The organism is Photobacterium chitinilyticum, from assembly GCF_004104355.1.
Taxonomy (GTDB): Bacteria; Pseudomonadota; Gammaproteobacteria; order Enterobacterales; family Vibrionaceae; genus Photobacterium; species Photobacterium chitinilyticum.
The window spans coordinates 19720-36704 of the sequence record NZ_RJLM01000007.1; the positions used below are offsets into that span (position 1 = coordinate 19720).

Consider the following 16985-nt stretch of genomic DNA (forward strand, 5'->3'; position numbering starts at 1 on the left):
ATGCTGTGATAAGCCGGTATGCATGTAGTTAAATAAAAAAAGTGGAAAGACAGACAACAGTATGTAGGACAAATGAATAGGGAAGCCGAGGGATAAGAGGGTGAAAATGGAGGCTGCGAGTGAGTGGTGAGGCTCGTATTGCTTCTAACCCGATTATATAGTCGCTTAACAAAAAAGCTGGTTATATGCGCCAGAACATTGGGCGTACAACCAGCTTAGTACTGTGTTTCTGTCGAATGAATGTATTCGTTACATATCGGTGCTAGCGCATAGTAACGAACTCTTCTGAGCCCGTCGGGTGGATGGCAACCACGCTGTCGAAATCTGCCTTGGTTGCGCCCATCTTCATCGCAACACCAAAGCCCTGGATCATTTCGTCGACGGTATAGCCGATGCCATGCAGGCCGATCACTTTCTCGTCAGGGCCCGCGCAAATCAATTTCATTTTGCATGGCTGGCGGTGTGAGGTGACAGCGGTGTACATGGCAGTGAAGCCTGATTGATAGACTTTTACATTATCTTCGCCGTATTCGGCAATGGCTTCTGGTTCTGTCAGGCCGATAGTACCGATTGGCGGGTGGCTGAAGACCACGGTCGGTACTAGCTTGTAGTCCATTTTGGCTTCGGTCTTGCCGTTGAACAGACGCTCAGATAATTGGCGACCCGCTTTAACGGCCACTGGCGTCAGCTCGATACCGCCTTCCATGATATCGCCAACACAGTAGATGCCTTCGACATTGGTTTGCTGATATTCATCAACCTTGATGTAGCCGCGACTGTTGGTTTCAACACCAGTTGCTGCCAGGTTGATTTTGTCCGTGGTCGGGTTACGGCCGATAGCCCAGATCAGCACATCGGTATTGTGGGATTCCCCGTTTTCGAAGTGAAGGGTGACCGAGCCGTCTGATTCTTTTACCACTTGTTTCGGGATCGAGTGCGTATGCAGGGTCGGGCCTTCTGCATCCATCACTTCGACCAGCGTGTTGATGATTACCGGGTCAAAACTGCGCAGCGGGGATTCCTTGCGGACGAACAGGTGAGTATCGGTACCCAGGGCACTTAGCACGCCGGCGATCTCGACAGCTATGTAGCCGGCACCAATTACCGCACTGCGCTTTGGCTGCTCGTTGAGCTCGAAGAAGCCGTTAGAATCGATGCCGTGCTCGGCGCCCGGGACGTTGGGAATTGTTGGCTCGCCGCCGACGGCAATCAGAATATGATCGGCCGTATAGTGTTCGCCGTTTACCTCGACCGTTTTTTTGTCAGCGCCATCTTGTGTATCAACAAAACGGGCAAAGCCATTGATCACTTCAATCTTGTTGTTGCCCAGTACATTGTCATACGCGGCATGAATACGGCTGATATACGCTTCGCGGTTTTCTACCAGTTTGCTCCAGTCGAATTTTTTGACATCGACATCGAAGCCGTAATCTTTGGCATACAAGTGCATGGCTTCGGCAATTTGCGCGCCATGCCACATGACTTTCTTTGGTACACAGCCGACGTTTACACAGGTACCACCCAACGCTTTGGCCTCGATCAGGGCGACCTTGGCACCATACATTGCTGCACGGTTTGCTGATGCAATACCACCGCTGCCGCCACCGATACAAATGTAATCAAAATGCTTTGCCATGACTTTCTCCGCTTAATTCTAAGATTTATTAGCTGAACCTAGTGTAATCAAGAACGCTGGGAGTTACGAGGGGCGAGGATCGAGAAAGTCGAGCCCGATAGTAATAACTGATGGCAGGAAAGTATAAGGCGGGAGGGCTCCCGCCTTTGCAAGTATTGTCTGGGTGGGTTACTCCGGTACTACCCATTCCACTTTATGGTGGCCGTGGGTCGGTGCAATCGCCTGTTGTAGCCACGGCAGAATCGCTTGCATCTGGCTTTCCAGCTTCCATGGCGGATTGATGACAATCATCCCGGAGGCAGTCATGCCACGCTCTGTCGTATCGGGCTCGACGCCGAGCTCGATTTGCAGGATCTTACGGATTCCCAGCTTTTCAAGCCCTTTCAGCATCTTGTCGATATTCTCGCGATACACAACCGGGTACCAGATAGCATAAGTGCCGGTTGCCCAGCGCTTGTGGCTTTCTGCGATAGCGTTGACGACATCCATGTACTCATGCTTGAGCTCATAGGGAGGGTCGATCAGTACCACGCCGCGGCGCTCTTTCGGCGGCAGGCTGCCCTTTAGTCGCAGAAAGGCATCTTCCTTGTAGATTTTCACCTGGCGGTCGCTACGGAATTCCTGCAGCAGCAACGGAAAATCAGCCGGATGCAGCTCGGTCAGTACCATGCGATCCTGTTCGCGGAGCTGGGCGCGGGCAACACGCGGTGACCCCGGGTAATAGCGCAGGTCATCATTGTCGTTGAGTACCTTAATCGCATCAATATACGATTTGATTTCTGCGGGGATATCCTCACGAGACCACAGGCGGGCAATGCCCTGCTTGAATTCGCCGGTTTTCTCGCTACGCTCATCCTGCAGATCGTAGCGGCCGACGCCCGAGTGGGTATCGTGATAGACAAATGGCTTATCCTTTTGCTTCAGGGCATCAAGGATCAGGCTTTGTACGATGTGTTTGACCACATCGGCATGGTTGCCGGCATGGAAGCTGTGGCGATAACTCAGCATGTATGAGATCTCTACAGGTAGTCAGTCTTGGGATAGGGGGCATATTATGGCGAATTGTCGGCGAATATCCACAAAGCCGTCAGAACTTTAGTCATACAGGTGGTTAATTACACGTTAAAATGAAAGGGTAAGGTGATCAGAAACTGCGACTAAGGGATTGAATTTATAAGCCCGAAGACACATCTAATAAGGGACAGAAGAATTAAGGATTAGCGCATGACGAACCCACTATTAACCATGACGGATCTGCCTCCGTTCTCCCAGATCAAGCCTGAACATATAAAACCTGCTGTTGAGCAGGCAATCGCTGACTGCCGTGCCAATGTCGAGGCTGTAATAGCCAACGAAGCTGCGCCAAGCTGGGAGACAATCTGTGCTCCGCTGGCCGAGACCGATGATCGCTTGAGCCGGATCTGGTCGCCGGTTGGTCATTTGAATGCGGTAAAGAACAGTAACGAGCTGCGTGAGGCGTATGAAAGCTGCCTGCCTATTCTATCTGATTACGGCACCTGGGTTGGTCAGCACAAAGGGCTTTACGAGGCGTACAAAGCCATTAAAGCCGCTGATAGCTTTGGCCAGCTGACGCAGGCACAGCAAAAATCTATCACTGATGCACTGAAAGAGTTTGAACTGTCGGGCATTGGCTTGCCGGCAGCTGATCAACACCGTTATGGCGAGATCAGCAAGCGCCTGTCGGAGCTGGCGTCGACTTTCAGCAATAATGTGCTTGATGCCACGATGGGCTGGAGCAAGCTGGTAGGTGATGAAGCCGATCTCGGAGGTTTACCAGAATCTGCCCTGCAAGCGGCACAGGCGGCCGCCGAAGCGAAAGCGCAGAAGGGGTATTTGTTTACCCTGGAAATTCCATCTTACCTGCCGGTAATGACCTACTGTGAGAACCGCGAACTACGTCAGGAAATGTATGAGGCTTTCGTCACCCGAGCTTCTGATCGCGGCCCTAATGCAGGAAAGTGGGATAACACCGATATCATTTCTGAGAAGCTGAAGCTGAGTCATGAACTGGCTCGCCTGTTGGGCTTTGGTTCCTACAGCGAAAAATCCCTGGCGACCAAGATGGCAGAAACGCCGGATCAGGTACTGGGCTTTTTGAATGATTTGGCCTCCCGTACCAAGCCACAGGGAGAGCGTGAAGTTGCCGAGCTACGTGATTATGCTGCTTCTGAATTCGGTGCAGCGGATCTGGAGCCTTGGGACTTTGCTTTCTATTCCGAGAAGCTCAAGCAGCATCGCTACAGTATTTCTGACGAACAACTGCGTCCGTACTTTCCTGAACACAAAGTCGTTGCTGGCCTGTTTGAGGTTCTCAAGCGAGTCTTCGGAATGGACGTGAAGCCGCGTGACGGAGTTGATGTCTGGGATAGCAGCGTGAGCTTCTACGATATTTTTGATGCATCGGGTGAGCTACGAGGCAGCTTCTATCTTGATCTCTACGCGCGTGAGCACAAGCGTGGCGGATCCTGGATGGATGAGTGCATGGTGCGTCGTACCTGCACCGACGGTAGCCTGCAAAAGCCTGTGGCCTACCTGACCTGTAACTTCAACAAGCCAATCGGTGACAAGCCTGCTCTGTTTACCCATGATGAAGTCGTGACCCTATTCCATGAAACGGGTCACGGTATCCACCATATGCTGACCCAGGTTGATGCTCCAGCCGTCTCCGGGATCAACGGTGTTCCATGGGATGCGGTCGAGCTGCCAAGTCAGTTTCTGGAAAACTGGTGCTGGGAAGAAGAAGCCCTGGCATTTATCTCCGGCCACCATGAGAGCGGTGAAGCCTTGCCGAAAGAAATGCTGGATAAAATGCTGGATGCAAAGAACTTTCATTCGGCGATGGGTATCCTGCGCCAGTTGGAGTTCGGCTTGTTCGATTTTACCCTATATAGCAATTACGACCCGGAAATCGGCGCTCAGGTGCTTGATACGTTATTCGATATCAAGTCCCGGGTATCGGTAGTACCAAGCCCGGAATGGGGCCGTTTCCCTAATAGCTTCAGTCATATTTTTGCCGGTGGCTACAGTGCGGGCTACTACAGTTATCTATGGGCCGAGGTACTATCGTCTGATGCCTACTCGCGGTTTGAGGAAGAGGGTATTTTCAACACTAGGACCGGTGCCGACTTCCTCGACTGTATTCTCGAGCGTGGTGGTAGCGAGGAGCCGATGGCATTGTTCAAACGCTTCCGTGGCCGTGAGCCGAAAATAGATGCTTTACTCCGTCATTCCGGCATCACAGGGTAAATTGCGATCTCTGGCTGGTTATTTTGTTCCATAGCGTTATCGGGCGTGCTCATTGATAGGCATCAACTCCGCGCGCCTTCTTAGCTCTGGAACGAAATTCCTGCGCCATAGAAGGCAATTAGAGTTATTGTGTTGCTGAATCAGTCACGTGATTATCATAGATAATAAAAAGGCTCCCGAGGGAGCCTTTTTTGATCGAGCGGTGTTGCAAAAAGCAGTGTTATTCGTTTTGGTCAATGACCAAAGGCCAGCCCATATCCGTCTGGCGGACAGCTTCTTGCTGCAACTCCGCCTTGGTGAGCGGATTGGCATTGAGCCAAAGCGCGGGCAGGGCTAGGGTCAGCTTGCTGTCATCTATTGTCAGCGTGAACGGCGGCTGGTGGTTGTGGTCACGACGGTGGCACAGGATCACGGCCAGGCGCAGCAGGCGTAGAATGCGTGCTGCACTTTGGGCCGAGAGAGCATGCTGTTCCGGCAAGCTGGTCAGCTGTTCGCGGAAGCGACGAAGCAACTCGGCAATCAGGTGCTTTTGGGCACGGGTAAAGCCTGGTAGATCAATGTTATTGATTAGGTAGGCGGCGTGCTCACCACTTTTCTTGAACTCGATACTGGTGCCGATTTCATGCAAGGTAGCACTCGCATTGAGCAGGTATTTTGCCTGTGGCTCTAATTGCCACACTTGCTCACAGCTATTTAAGAGTGACATTGCAGTTTGAGTAACGGCATCGGCATGCTTGGTATCCAGCTGGAAGCGGGCCTGCAGGCTTATTAGGGTACGTTCACGTACATCGTGATGGCGCATTTGGCTCATCATCTCGTAAACCATACCCTCGCGGAGGGCACCGCCGGCCAGAGTCATCGATTGGATGTTCAGCGATTCGAAAATAGCAATCAGGATCGATAGGCCGCTCGGGAAAACCAAGGCTCTCTCCAGAGTCAGCCCTTCGATATCAAGATCTTCCAGGCGCTCATATTGCATTGCCTGTCGCTGCATGCGCTTGAGCTTTTGCAAGGTGATGATTTCATCCATCCCCTGGGCCAGCATAATTTCCTGTAGTGCCTGAACCGTACCACTGGCACCTACGCAGGTTTCCCAGCCAAGTTTGTGGTAGGGCTCGACAATTGGCTCAATCGCACTTTTTGCTGCATTGATTGCCGCGTCAAAGTTTTCTGCCGTCAGGTAACGATCTTTGAAATAACGCTCCAGCCAGGTGACACAGCCGATCTTCAGGCTTGTCAGGGCGCTGGCATCAAAGCCTTCGCCGATAATCACTTCGGTACTGGCACCGCCGATATCGACGACCAAGCGTTTGCCGCATCCGCCGGAGGTGTGGGCTACCCCCTGGTAGATGATCCTGGCTTCTTCTTCACCGGGGATGATCTCGACGCGATGGCCAAGAATATCCTTGGCCTTAGAAAGAAAAGTATCTGCATTCACGGCTGTACGCAGCGCTGCGGTTCCGACAATACGGATTTTGTCGGTGGGGATATCCTGCAGCCTTTCTGCAAACAGGCTTAGGCAGTCCCACCCACGCTGCATGGCTTCTTCACTCAGCTCGTTCTGGCTGTTGAGGCCTGCGGCAAGGCGGACTTTGCGCTTAATTTTGGCCAGTGTCTGCACACTGCCGGCGACTTCCCGCACAATCCACATATGAAAGCTGTTCGAACCCAAATCAATCGCGGCGTACAGAGGTGATACTGTTCTTTCCATCGGCATATCTTACTGTTGTTTTTGGTGCTGCGGGCGGCGGCGGTTATTGCGCTGACGCGACTGGCCCTGACCCTGGCGTGATGAACTATTGCGACGGTTTCCGCCCTGGCGTGGTGAGCGAGGAACGCTTACCGGAGCGGGTAGATCGTCTAGCAGAGCTTCACCATCGTACTTGGATAGTGGAATAGGATGCTCAATATAGGTCTCGATGGCCGGAAGATTGATTGCATATTGTTCACAGGCAAAGCTGATAGAGTGACCACTCTCACCGGCACGGCCAGTACGGCCAATACGGTGGACATAGTCTTCTGCATCGTCAGGGAGATCGTAGTTGAATACGTGCGTCACCTGAGGAATATGAAGGCCTCGGGCGGCAACATCCGTTGCAACCAGAACATCAATTTCGCCCTGGGTAAACTGTTCCAGAATACGAACACGCTTCTTCTGCGGTACATCACCGGTTAGCAGGCCTACGCGGTGCTTGTCGGCCGCCAAATGGGCCCAGATACTTTCACAGCGGTGCTTGGTATTGGCAAAAATAATGGCGCGATCTGGCCATTCTTCTTCAATCAGGGTCTGCAGCAGACGCATCTTGTCCTGATTTGACGGGTAGAACAGTTCTTCCTGAATACGGTGGCCAGTTTTCTGCTCCGGTTCGACAACGACACTTTCAGGGTTATTCATATGCTCGAAAGCCAGCTCTTTTACCCGGTATGACAATGTCGCCGAGAACAGCATGTTCAGTCGAGCTTTAGGCATCGGCATGCGACGGAACAAAAAGCGGATATCTTTAATAAAACCCAGATCGAACATTCGATCGGCTTCGTCGAGTACAACAACCTGAATAGAAGCCAGATCGATAACACGTTGCTTATAGAAATCGATAATACGGCCGCAGGTGCCGATCAGGATATCAACACCAGCTTCCAGTGTTTTTTGTTGTTTCTCATACGCTTCACCGCCGTATGCCAGGCCAGCTTTAAGCCCAGTGCTTTCGAGCAGCGGTTTGGCATCGTTGTAAATCTGGATCGCCAATTCGCGTGTAGGTGCCATAATAATGGCACGAGGATGGTTGGTTTTGCGTTCCTCCGAAGCCGGATTGAGTAACAAATAGTTAAAAGTCGCTGTCAGGAAGGCCAGGGTTTTTCCCGTACCTGTTTGAGCCTGACCTGCAATGTCTCGGCCGGTGAGCACTACCGGCAATGCCTGCGCCTGGATAGGTGTACAATTATGGAAACCTTTTGTTTCCAATCCTTGTAAAACCCTAGGGTCTAAACCCAGGTCGGCAAATTTCTGCTCTGTGATGTGAGTCGTCTTCATTCGTATAGAATATCAGCTTAGGGTTGCAATACGAAACGGATTCCATTCAAATAGGGCAACGATTTGCTGGTTAAAATAAAATCAGCCAAGAAAATCAACCATTGGAGTGGAAGATGAGCGACAAGATTGTGCAGCTGACAGACGCAAGTTTTGATGACGACGTGATTAGCGCAGCGGGCCCTGTATTAGTCGATTTTTGGGCTGAATGGTGTGGCCCATGTAAAATGATTGCCCCAATTCTTGACGAAATCGCGGATGAATACGAAGGTAAGCTGACGATCGGCAAACTAAATATCGATCAGAATTCAGCAACGCCGCCTAAGTTCGGCATCCGTGGTATTCCAACACTGCTGCTGTTTAAAGACGGCGGTGTGGCAGCTACTAAAGTAGGCGCACTGTCTAAGAGCCAGCTTAAAGAGTTCCTGGACGCGAACCTATAAGCCACCTCTTATCCAAACCATACGCAATTTCTCAGTTGTGTATGGTTTGACTTCCGACTATGCTAGACGGATGGCGTGTTTAGTGCTAACTTATTGCACGTTAAATATACATTTGTTCATTCCTTGACCTGCCCCTTTGGTCAACTCTATCTCAACTAACGTAGAACCCCGATTTTGACTGACAAGAAACCCACCACTATGAATCTTACTGAACTGAAAAGCCAACCTATTCCAAAGTTGGTTGCGCTGAGCGAAAGCTTAGGGTTAGAAAACCTAGCGCGTTTGAGAAAACAAGACATCATCTTCTCGATTCTCAAACAGCACGCAAAAAGTGGTGAGGACATTTTTGGCGATGGTGTTCTAGAGATACTTCAAGATGGCTTCGGCTTCCTCCGCTCTGCAGACAGCTCTTACCTTGCCGGCCCCGACGACATCTACGTTTCTCCTAGCCAAATCCGCCGTTTCAATCTTCGCACTGGTGATACTATCGCCGGGAAGATCCGTCCTCCCAAAGATGGCGAACGTTATTTTGCCCTGCTGAAAGTTAACGAAGTCAACTATGACAAGCCGGACAATGCGCGTAACAAGATTCTGTTTGAAAACCTGACGCCACTGCACGCGAACGATCGCATGCGTATGGAACGTGGTAACGGTTCAACCGAAGATATTACGGCACGTGTACTTGATTTGGCATCGCCAATCGGTAAAGGCCAGCGTGGTCTTATCGTGGCTCCGCCGAAAGCCGGTAAAACGATGTTGCTGCAGAATATTGCCCAGAGCATTGCCTACAATCACCCTGAATGTGAGCTGATGGTATTGCTGATCGACGAACGTCCGGAAGAAGTAACCGAGATGCAGCGTTTGGTCAAAGGCGAAGTGATTGCATCAACGTTCGATGAGCCAGCTTCTCGTCACGTACAAGTTGCAGAGATGGTTATCGAGAAAGCGAAGCGTCTTGTTGAGCACAAGAAAGATGTGGTTATCCTGCTTGACTCTATCACCCGTCTGGCGCGTGCCTACAACACCGTGGTTCCTTCATCTGGCAAGGTACTGACTGGTGGTGTGGACGCCAATGCCCTGCACCGTCCGAAGCGTTTCTTCGGTGCAGCACGTAACGTTGAAGAGGGCGGTAGCCTGACAATCATTGCAACGGCACTGGTTGATACTGGTTCGAAGATGGACGAAGTTATCTACGAAGAGTTCAAGGGTACAGGTAACATGGAACTGCACCTGTCGCGTAAGATTGCCGAGAAGCGTGTATTCCCTGCAATTGACTTCAACCGTTCGGGTACCCGTCGTGAAGAGCTGCTGGCGAAAGCTGACGAGCTGCAGAAGATGTGGATCCTGCGTAAGATTGTTCACCCAATGAGTGAAACGGACAGTATGGAATTCTTGATCGACAAACTGTCGATGACCAAGACCAATGATGAGTTCTTTGACGCGATGCGCCGTCAGAAGTAATAATTTAGCTGCCTAACTCACAGTTTTCTGAAACGCCACCTTGTGTGGCGTTTTTTATTGGGCAGAGATCCTGCATAATCCTATCAAACAGTATTCGATTACATTTCATTGTAGATGCTGATCACTGTATTGAGGTACTGTAGGCGCAGGATTAGCAGCTGATTGTGCACCAGGAGGGTGAGCAAGCTGTAGCGCTCAATTGAAAGCGTTCTTCACCGTAAGGAGGTGACATGCGACAAGGATGGTGCATGATGTTGTTACTTCTGGCTGGCAGCTTAGAGTCTGCTATGGCCGCTGAAGTATCCGTGCAAGAAGTGAAGCTGGCTGCAAGTTCTCCCCAGGTGCAAAACCGGGTGGCGGCACTGACAACACTGTATGATCGAAGTGATTTTCGAGCGCTGGAGTTTAACCTTTCCCAGTTGGCTCTATTGCACCAGGAGGCCGTACGCGCCCAGTTGGTTCAGCATGCAGTCGATAGCGGCGAGCTGGATCAGGCCAAGGCCACCTGGCTCCAGGCGCAGGCCGAGAGAAAGCCTGCTTTTACCGTGGTTGAGCAGGGTGATGGCTATCTCGTTACCCAGTCTGCATTTCATTACGGTGCCCAGGCCCGTGGGCTGGTGATGCAGTGGCAGCAGATGTTGCTGGCACAGGATATGGTGCGTCAGGCCGAGGCCGGTGACTTAGTGTTGTCTACCTGGCTGACAGGCGATCTGCGCACTCAAAAGACCCGTCGAGATATTTTCCTTAAACACCTACCGCAGCTCTCAGAGCAGGCTGTCGCGAAACTGATACTGCAGTTTACCTCTGACACCAAATTGATGTGGTTGCCGGATAATGGTGTTATCGCTCGCTTGGCGGCAACATCCGGTGACGAGCAGATGTATCACCTGTTGTGGCGGCGTCGTACTGATCAATACAGCTTGGCTGAATTGAATCGCTTGGCAGCCCAGGCTCCGGTACCTAATGTTGTTGAGCAGTTAATAGCAGCCACAGTTAACCCGTCTTTGAAACCCTTGGCTTACAAAGCTTTAATTACCCTCAAGCCTTTACCGCTGACTGCAAGAGAGTTTTTGAGAGAAAAGCTTGATGAAGTGGATGATGGCCAGATGGTGGCCTATGAGCTGGCACAGCACGGCTATGTCCAATGGCTGGAGCAGCTGGCCTCCGATAGCCGCAACCAGGTGGTCCGGAACAACTTTAAAGCAGCGATGGCTAAATTACCCTGATATTCCGGCTTGGCTGATTTTCCAGTGTGTTCAAGTTAACAACTCGTTATAATGTTGCCACTTTAATTGCAGATCCCGACAAGTAACATTACCTCGTCGGGATTTGGCGCGTTTAGGATAGTGGATAACAGCGAGCCTATGAAATTCAAGGATCTGCGAGACTTTATTGAGTATCTGGAACAAAAAGGCCAGCTAAAGCGAATTAAGCAGCCGGTTGATCCTGATCAGGAAATCACAGAAATTTGTGACCGTACGCTACGTGCCGGCGGACCGGCTTTGCTGTTTGAAAACCCGGTTGGTTACGATATGCCGATACTGGCAAACCTGTACGGTACCCCTGAACGGGTGGCGATGGGCATGGGCCGCCAGGATGTCAAAGAGCTGCGTGAAGTCGGCGAGTTATTGGCCTACCTGAAAGAGCCCGAGCCGCCGCGCGGATTTCGTGATGCTATCGATAAATTACCCGTGTTCAAGCAGGTTTTGAATATGCCGGCCAAGCGGCTGCGCAAAGCGCCTTGCCAGCACGTTGTGTGGGAAGGTGACGAGGTCGATCTGGATAAAATTCCGGTAATGAGCTGCTGGCCGGGCGATGTCGCGCCGCTGCTTACCTGGGGGCTGACCGTCACCAAGGGGCCGAATAAAAAACGCCAGAACCTGGGGATTTATCGCCAGCAAAAGCTGGGCAAGAACAAGATCATCATGCGCTGGCTTGCCCATCGTGGCGGGGCATTGGATTTGCGGGACTGGATGGAAGCCCATCCGGGCAAACCGTTTCCGGTTTCCGTGGCGTTCGGTGCCGATCCTGCCACGATTCTGGGAGCGGTGACGCCGGTTCCTGATACTTTGTCTGAATATGCTTTTGCCGGTTTGCTGCGTGGCAGCAAAACGGAAGTCGTGAAAAGCATCAGTAATGAGCTGGAAGTTCCGGCCAGTGCCGAAATTGTTCTCGAAGGATATATCGATCCCGAAGAGTTTGCCGACGAAGGTCCTTATGGCGACCACACCGGTTACTACAATGAGGTCGAGCGCCACCATGTATTCACTATTACGCATATTACGATGCGTAAAGATCCTATCTACCACAGTACCTACACTGGCCGTCCGCCCGATGAGCCTGCGGTACTGGGTGTTGCACTGAACGAAGTGTTTGTGCCTATTTTGCAGAAGCAGTTCCCAGAAATTGTTGATTTCTATCTGCCACCGGAAGGGTGTTCGTACCGGATGGCGGTCGTCACCATGAAGAAGCAGTATCCGGGCCATGCCAAGCGGGTGATGATGGGCGTGTGGTCATTCCTGCGCCAGTTTATGTATACCAAGTTTGTGATTGTCTGTGACGACGACGTCAACGCGCGAGACTGGAACAGTGTCGTACATGCGATGACAACACGAATGGAGCCTTCGCGTGATACGGTGATGATCGACAATACCCCGATTGACTCGCTGGACTTTGCCTCGCCGGTGGTGGGCCTTGGTTCAAAGATGGGGCTGGACGCAACCGTTAAATGGGAGGCCGAAACCGCGAATACGCCGGTATCATCCCGTCCGTCAACGGAATCGATTGATAGTGACGCGCTTACCCGTACCGTCTTGCAACAGTTTCCGGAGGTGGTTGATTGCTACTTGCCGTCGGAAGCGGATGGCTGTGGGATGGCAATTGTGGCTATCACCAAAACGGCTGCAGGCCATGCTCAGCGTGTCATGAACGGTATCTGGTCGGTGCTGGACCAGCATGTGAATACTAAATTCATCATCGTCTGTGACGATGACGTCAATGTCCGTGACTGGAATGATGTGATCTGGGCTATCACCACCCGGATGGATCCAAGCCGGGATACCCTGTTGATCGACAATCCTCCAATTGACTCGACGGACCTTGTTTCTCCGGTTGTTGGTTCCGGCTCGAAAATGGGCCTGGATGCGACAAACAAATGGCCGGGTGAGTCAGAGCGTGAATGGGGCACCCCTATTAGCAAAGATCCGGATATTGTTGCCAGAGTCGACGCCATCTGGGATGCGCTGGGTATTTTTGATTAATTAAATGTAGCAGGGGGCCAGCCAATGTTAGCCACCCTGAGAGTAACCAACCATATGCACCAAGTACGCCTGTTGCCTCATAATATTACGTTTGCTGCCGATGAGCAGGAAACCGTATTGCAGGCCGCGCTCAACGCAGGTGTCGCTTTTCCTAACCGGTGTCAGGTCGGGGCATGCGCCATGTGTCTGTGTCGCAAGCTATCTGGCGAGATAAGTTACCAGCTTGAGCCTATGCTTACTGAGAAAGAGCAAGCCGAAGGTTGGATCTTTACCTGTCAGGCCACAGCCAAAAGTGACTTGGTATTAGAGTTAGACTAGAGGAAAACAATGTCTATTAAATGTGAAGTAAAGTCAGTTGAATCGCTCGCATGCAATACCTACCGTATTCTGCTTCAGCCAGAGCAACAATTAGAATTTAAAGCCGGTCAGTACCTGCTGGCAGTGATGGGCGAAAAAGACAAGCGTCCGTTTTCGATTGCCAGCAGCCCGTGTCGTGAAGGCGAACTGGAGCTGCATATCGGTGCCGCCGAACATAACCCGTATGCCATTGAAGTGGTTAATGCGATGAAATCGGCGCTTGAAAGCGGCCAGCCTTTTGAGATTGAAGCGCCTCATGGTGATGCCTGGGTACGCGAAGATAGCGACAAGCCGTTACTGATGATTGCGGGGGGGACAGGATTCTCTTACGTACGTAGTATTCTAGATAACTGCCTGAGCCGTGGTGTGAGCCAGCCGATTTTCGTTTACTGGGGCGGCCGAGATGCTTGCCAGCTGTACGCCCATGATGAGCTGCAGGCACTGGCAGAGCAGTACAGCAACCTGACCTATGTACCGGTAGTGGAAACCGCACCGGCAGACTGGCAGGGCAAGGTCGGCAATGTACTGGAAGCGGTAAACAACGATTTCATCAGCCTGTCGTCCTATGATATCTACCTGTGCGGTCGTTTTGAAATGGCCGGCGCGGCACGCGAGCAGTTTACTGCAGAGAAAGGTGCCGAACGCGATCGCATGTTCGCTGATGCCTTTGCGTTTATCTAGCGGCTAGACGAAAAAGACGAAAGGCGAGACATCAGTCTCGCCTTTTTTTATTTCTTGTTACTCGAATCTAGATTCTCAATTCTGGCGTTATGCTCTCGCCAGCTCAACTTTCCGCTTCACCCATGTCTCATTGAACCACAGCGAGGCCATGATGATCGCTCCGCCAATGATCAGGCGCGGGTAGTCGACGTCGCGGTTCCAAATGACAATATTGACTATCAGCCCAGCCGGAACCAGTGCATTATTCATGATCGCCAAAGCCCCGGTGTTAACCATCGTCGCCCCCTTGTTCCAGATGAAATAACCCAGGCCGGAAGCAATCGTACCAAGGTAGATCAGGATGCCCCACTGGCTGTTGGTGCTTGGTAATTTGTCTAGGTTACCAAACAGCAGGAACATTGGCAGGGCAACGCAAATGGCTCCGAGGTAGAACAGACCAAACACCGTGTGTTGCGGTAATTCGGCGTTTTCCTGCTCCATGATCCGCTTGTAGCCGACCTGGCCGATGGCAAAACACAGATTGGCACCCTGGACGATGAAAAAGCCAATGATGAAATTCTCGTTGATCCCCTCAAACTTGATAACGGCCGCACCCAATACGGCAATGGCGGCCGTTATCAGATACCAGGCAGAAAATTGTTTGTGCAGAAGATCGTAGATCAGCGTGACATAAATCGGCGTGAAAATCGTAAATAGCAGAACTTCCGGCACACTAAGGTAGAGGAATGACTGATAGTAAAAGCAGTACATCAGCCCGAGCTGGAAAGCGCCGACTACCATTAATTTGACGGCAAGTTTTGGATGGAGGTGCTGTTTACGCAAAAACGGCAGGAAAACCAACGCTGCGAGCGCCACTCGGGTCAGGACTGAAAACCAGGCATCTACCTGACCTGCCAGATAAACACCGATCAGGCTGAAGGAGAAGGCCCATAGCAGGGTAATAGCAGACAAATATCCCATATGAATAAATAATTAAGTTCCATTGAATAATAGGGATAGTGTAACTGATAGCGGCGGGATGAAATATCGTCAATTTGTGTGGGTATAGCACCGGAGTGCTCACGGCAGGTGAGCGCTCCCTTGATCGGATCGGCAGTGCATCAAAAAAGACTTATTTCAACGGGACCATAAGAAGGTCGACCGGGGTGTGGTTGATAAGCTGCTTGGCTGAAGAGAGGATCTTGCTCCAGAAGTCCTGGTGATGGCCGCATACCACCAGCTCAACATCGATATCATTGATGGCATGGCAGATTTCGTCGCTGAGATCGCCACTGCCTACCAAGGTGTGCGACACCGGATAATTGGCCTTGGCTGCCAGTGACTGCAGCTGTTTTTGTGCATCATCGGCCATGCGGTGCTGCGCCTCGGAAAGATTGATGTCGATTAGCCCGGTATAGAGCTCGGCATAGTTCACATCAATATGGATAAGGGATAATTTTGCATCGAGTGATTTGGCTAACTGGGCTGCCTTAGTTATCAGCGTGTAGCTATCATCAGAGAGATCTATTGCGACCAGAATGTGTTTATAAGCCATACATTGCACTCCTTATCATATGTTTTTAGCCATGCTAGCACTGAGTATAACGGAAAAATATCGGCCAGATCCCATCCTGATAGGCTTGGGAGTGCGGTGATAGTGATAAATGAATTTCTTTGAGTTGCATTCTCAATTATGCATTGTGACAATGGGTTATTGGCGATTTCATACCGATCGGTGAGATTGGTATACACTAGAATAGATAGGAGTAGTGCGATGTTAGCTCATGCAATGGTTGAAAAACTTAACGAGCAAATCAACTTGGAGTTCTTTTCCTCTAACCTTTACCTACAGATGAGTGCTTGGTGTGAGGACAAGGGATTTGAAGGAGCGGCTGAGTTTCTGCGTGCCCATGCTGTAGAAGAAATGGAACACATGCAGCGTCTATTCACTTACGTGAGTGAAACGGGGGCGATGCCAATCCTGGGTGTGATTGAAGCGCCTAAGCACGAGTTCTTGTCGCTGGGGGATGTTTTCCGCGAAACGTATGAGCACGAGCAGCTAATCACCGACAAAATTAACAAACTGGCTCATGTCGCGTTTACAACTCAGGACTACTCCACCTTTAACTTCTTACAGTGGTATGTTGCTGAGCAACACGAAGAAGAAAAGTTGTTTAAAGGTATTTTGGATAAGATTGAGCTGGTTGGTGAGGATGGCAAAGCATTGTTCTTCATCGACAAAGATCTTGCCGCGATGGCAAAAGCTGAGTCTACATCGGTAATGGATACTCAGGCTGGCTAACAATGGCCTAGGGCGTGCCTGCACGCCCTTGAATCGCCCGGCCAGCATCTGAGTACAGTTGTTCGGGGGTTATTATGAACATCAGTGGTGATGCACTTTTATTCGCTCTCTTTTTGGTTGCAGTCGTCAATGTATCCCGCTATATCAGTACGCTACGTACTCTGCTGGCGGTGATGCGCGAGTGCGATCCTCTTCTCTATCAACAGGTTGACGGACGGGGCTTTTTCTCTTCCCAAGGCAATGTCACCAAGCAAATTCGCCTGTTTCACTATATTCGCAGCCAGCAATACCAGAATCACCATGATCCGGTGTTCATGGACAAGTGCGTCAAAGTCCGCAAGCTGTTTATTCTGGCAAGTACCTATCTGATGGTTTTCTTTATTGCAATCTTTGTCGTGGCCTACCTGGGCGTGTAGCGCGGAGGGGCCTGTGGTGACATGACGAATAGGGATTGAATTTGGTATTCAGCTCCGGGGTAGGTAGAATAGCCTCGGTTTTGAGGGATGCAGGCCGCTTGGCTCTGGCATCCCTTTTTCATTGCTCTGCATAAATAGCAAAGTGGAATAACAGG

Annotated in this window: 15 protein-coding genes; 9 read left to right on the forward strand and 6 right to left on the reverse strand. The window is 51.0% G+C overall.

Translation table 11 applies throughout. From position 1 onward, the window contains the following. Positions 1-262: 262 nt before the first annotated feature. Together gorA and EDI28_RS16515 are read right to left on the reverse strand one after the other, a co-directional pair. Positions 263-1636, reverse strand: a complete 1374-nt coding sequence (gene gorA, locus EDI28_RS16510; RefSeq protein WP_128784995.1) for a glutathione-disulfide reductase — start codon at positions 1634-1636, stop codon at positions 263-265. Positions 1637-1804: 168 nt separating this feature from the next. Further along, complete coding sequence (locus EDI28_RS16515; RefSeq protein ID WP_128784996.1) at positions 1805-2644, reverse strand: 23S rRNA (adenine(2030)-N(6))-methyltransferase RlmJ; 840 nt, start codon at positions 2642-2644, stop codon at positions 1805-1807. Between the two features lie 216 nt (positions 2645-2860). On the opposite strand from EDI28_RS16515, the gene prlC reads away from it, so the two are divergent. Further along, on the forward strand, positions 2861-4903 hold the full coding sequence (gene prlC, locus EDI28_RS16520; RefSeq protein WP_128784997.1) for an oligopeptidase A: 2043 nt from the start codon (positions 2861-2863) through the stop codon (positions 4901-4903). 220 nt (positions 4904-5123) lie between these two features. Here the strand turns inward: prlC and gppA are convergent, their stop codons facing one another. Beyond that, positions 5124-6614 carry a guanosine-5'-triphosphate,3'-diphosphate diphosphatase gene (gene gppA, locus EDI28_RS16525; RefSeq protein WP_128784998.1) on the reverse strand — a complete coding sequence of 497 codons (1491 nt, stop codon included), beginning with the start codon at positions 6612-6614 and terminating at the stop codon, positions 5124-5126. Between the two features lie 9 nt (positions 6615-6623). Beyond that, the gene (rhlB, locus tag EDI28_RS16530) at positions 6624-7934 is read right to left on the reverse strand and encodes an ATP-dependent RNA helicase RhlB (protein WP_128784999.1); all 1311 of its coding nucleotides are present in this window, start codon (positions 7932-7934) and stop codon (positions 6624-6626) included. A gap of 113 nt (positions 7935-8047) precedes the next feature. Here rhlB and trxA point away from each other — a divergent pair, with 113 nt between their 5' ends. The 6 genes from trxA to fre all read left to right on the forward strand — a co-directional run bounded on the left by trxA (position 8048) and on the right by fre (position 14133). Further along, a complete protein-coding gene (gene trxA / locus EDI28_RS16535; RefSeq protein WP_128785000.1) occupies positions 8048-8374 on the forward strand; it encodes a thioredoxin TrxA in 327 nt (108 codons plus the stop codon). A 198-nt stretch (positions 8375-8572) separates the two neighbouring features. Then, positions 8573-9835 carry a transcription termination factor Rho gene (gene rho / locus EDI28_RS16540; RefSeq protein ID WP_128785001.1) on the forward strand — a complete coding sequence of 421 codons (1263 nt, stop codon included), beginning with the start codon at positions 8573-8575 and terminating at the stop codon, positions 9833-9835. A 230-nt stretch (positions 9836-10065) separates the two neighbouring features. Next, the gene (locus EDI28_RS16545) at positions 10066-11061 is read left to right on the forward strand and encodes a hypothetical protein (protein ID WP_233353434.1); all 996 of its coding nucleotides are present in this window, start codon (positions 10066-10068) and stop codon (positions 11059-11061) included. Between the two features lie 138 nt (positions 11062-11199). Continuing rightward, a complete protein-coding gene (ubiD, locus tag EDI28_RS16550) occupies positions 11200-13095 on the forward strand; it encodes a 4-hydroxy-3-polyprenylbenzoate decarboxylase (RefSeq protein ID WP_128785003.1) in 1896 nt (631 codons plus the stop codon). 54 nt (positions 13096-13149) lie between these two features. After that, positions 13150-13413 carry a 2Fe-2S iron-sulfur cluster-binding protein gene (locus EDI28_RS16555; RefSeq protein ID WP_128785187.1) on the forward strand — a complete coding sequence of 88 codons (264 nt, stop codon included), beginning with the start codon at positions 13150-13152 and terminating at the stop codon, positions 13411-13413. Between the two features lie 9 nt (positions 13414-13422). Further along, on the forward strand, positions 13423-14133 hold the full coding sequence (fre, locus tag EDI28_RS16560) for an NAD(P)H-flavin reductase (RefSeq protein WP_128785004.1): 711 nt from the start codon (positions 13423-13425) through the stop codon (positions 14131-14133). An 87-nt stretch (positions 14134-14220) separates the two neighbouring features. On the opposite strand, the gene EDI28_RS16565 is transcribed toward fre, so the two are convergent. Continuing rightward, positions 14221-15093: a carboxylate/amino acid/amine transporter gene (locus EDI28_RS16565; protein WP_128785005.1), complete on the reverse strand. Its 873-nt coding sequence runs from the start codon at positions 15091-15093 to the stop codon at positions 14221-14223. Between the two features lie 151 nt (positions 15094-15244). Next, positions 15245-15667: a universal stress protein gene (locus EDI28_RS16570; RefSeq protein ID WP_128785006.1), complete on the reverse strand. Its 423-nt coding sequence runs from the start codon at positions 15665-15667 to the stop codon at positions 15245-15247. A gap of 219 nt (positions 15668-15886) precedes the next feature. On the opposite strand from EDI28_RS16570, the gene ftnA reads away from it, so the two are divergent. Then, entirely contained in the window at positions 15887-16414 is a 528-nt protein-coding gene (gene ftnA / locus EDI28_RS16575; RefSeq protein ID WP_128785007.1) for a non-heme ferritin, read from the forward strand. Positions 16415-16488: 74 nt separating this feature from the next. After that, the gene (gene uspB / locus EDI28_RS16580) at positions 16489-16830 is read left to right on the forward strand and encodes a universal stress protein UspB (RefSeq protein ID WP_164918581.1); all 342 of its coding nucleotides are present in this window, start codon (positions 16489-16491) and stop codon (positions 16828-16830) included. The last annotated feature ends 155 nt before the right edge of the window (positions 16831-16985 follow it).

Coding starts and splice junctions, on each gene's coding strand:
- gorA (WP_128784995.1), bottom strand. CDS start 1,636: ATGGCAAAGCATTTTGATTACATTTGTATCGGTGGCGGCAGCGGTGGT.
- EDI28_RS16515 (WP_128784996.1), bottom strand. CDS start 2,644: ATGCTGAGTTATCGCCACAGCTTCCATGCCGGCAACCATGCCGATGTG.
- prlC (WP_128784997.1), top strand. CDS start 2,861: ATGACGAACCCACTATTAACCATGACGGATCTGCCTCCGTTCTCCCAG.
- gppA (WP_128784998.1), bottom strand. CDS start 6,614: ATGGAAAGAACAGTATCACCTCTGTACGCCGCGATTGATTTGGGTTCG.
- rhlB (WP_128784999.1), bottom strand. CDS start 7,934: ATGAAGACGACTCACATCACAGAGCAGAAATTTGCCGACCTGGGTTTA.
- trxA (WP_128785000.1), top strand. CDS start 8,048: ATGAGCGACAAGATTGTGCAGCTGACAGACGCAAGTTTTGATGACGAC.
- rho (WP_128785001.1), top strand. CDS start 8,573: ATGAATCTTACTGAACTGAAAAGCCAACCTATTCCAAAGTTGGTTGCG.
- EDI28_RS16545 (WP_233353434.1), top strand. CDS start 10,066: ATGCGACAAGGATGGTGCATGATGTTGTTACTTCTGGCTGGCAGCTTA.
- ubiD (WP_128785003.1), top strand. CDS start 11,200: ATGAAATTCAAGGATCTGCGAGACTTTATTGAGTATCTGGAACAAAAA.
- EDI28_RS16555 (WP_128785187.1), top strand. CDS start 13,150: ATGCACCAAGTACGCCTGTTGCCTCATAATATTACGTTTGCTGCCGAT.
- fre (WP_128785004.1), top strand. CDS start 13,423: ATGTCTATTAAATGTGAAGTAAAGTCAGTTGAATCGCTCGCATGCAAT.
- EDI28_RS16565 (WP_128785005.1), bottom strand. CDS start 15,093: ATGGGATATTTGTCTGCTATTACCCTGCTATGGGCCTTCTCCTTCAGC.
- EDI28_RS16570 (WP_128785006.1), bottom strand. CDS start 15,667: ATGGCTTATAAACACATTCTGGTCGCAATAGATCTCTCTGATGATAGC.
- ftnA (WP_128785007.1), top strand. CDS start 15,887: ATGTTAGCTCATGCAATGGTTGAAAAACTTAACGAGCAAATCAACTTG.
- uspB (WP_164918581.1), top strand. CDS start 16,489: ATGAACATCAGTGGTGATGCACTTTTATTCGCTCTCTTTTTGGTTGCA.